Source organism: Helicobacter labacensis, from assembly GCF_003660285.1.
GTDB classification, from domain to species: domain Bacteria; phylum Campylobacterota; class Campylobacteria; order Campylobacterales; family Helicobacteraceae; genus Helicobacter; species Helicobacter labacensis.
This window is the reverse complement of record NZ_QXQQ01000066.1, coordinates 1-537: the sequence shown is the minus strand read 5'-3', so window position 1 is coordinate 537 and position 537 is coordinate 1. Positions and strand designations below refer to the sequence as shown.

Here is a 537-nt window from a genome sequence, read left to right as displayed (position 1 = left end):
GCGCTAGATAGCTTGATGAAGTTTGCCAAAGGGCAGGGAGATAATTTAGATAATTTTAGCCAACTTACGCGCTCTCTTAGCCCACAGAATCGCCAAGTCTTAGAATTGCACATGTTAAACCGCCTTTTTGAAAAAAGTCTGATCCAAGAGCAAGATTTAAGCGTCTTTGATAGCCAAGCCTTTTTTAAGAGATTAGACGCGCTCAAAGGGGGCACCTTTCAATCACAGGGCGCAAAGGACTTCATAGAGATCGCCCAAGATTTCAACAGGCTTTTCAACCAAGATGCTAGTCTAGCCCAAGCCCTCAAGCCCACCACGGGGGGCAAGATGGGTAGTTCTATTGCGACTTCTGTGCAGGGGGCTACACAATACCAGATCACTAAAGTTCTCTTTGACACTCTAGTGCGCACTCTGCCCTATATCCCCTTTGCCAAAATGTTAAACGATAAGGTGAGCGGAGCAGCTTTAAGGCATCATCTAAAAAGCGCGCTACACAAGTCCCATAGTGTCAGCGAGTTTAAAACCCACTTGCGCGCT

The 537-nt window shown here is 46.6% G+C and carries 1 pseudogene; it reads left to right on the top strand.

The annotated features are described in order from the left end of the window. Positions 1–15: 15 nt before the first annotated feature. A pseudogene (locus EAO33_RS08915) lies at positions 16–537 on the top strand (hypothetical protein); the annotation flags it as partial.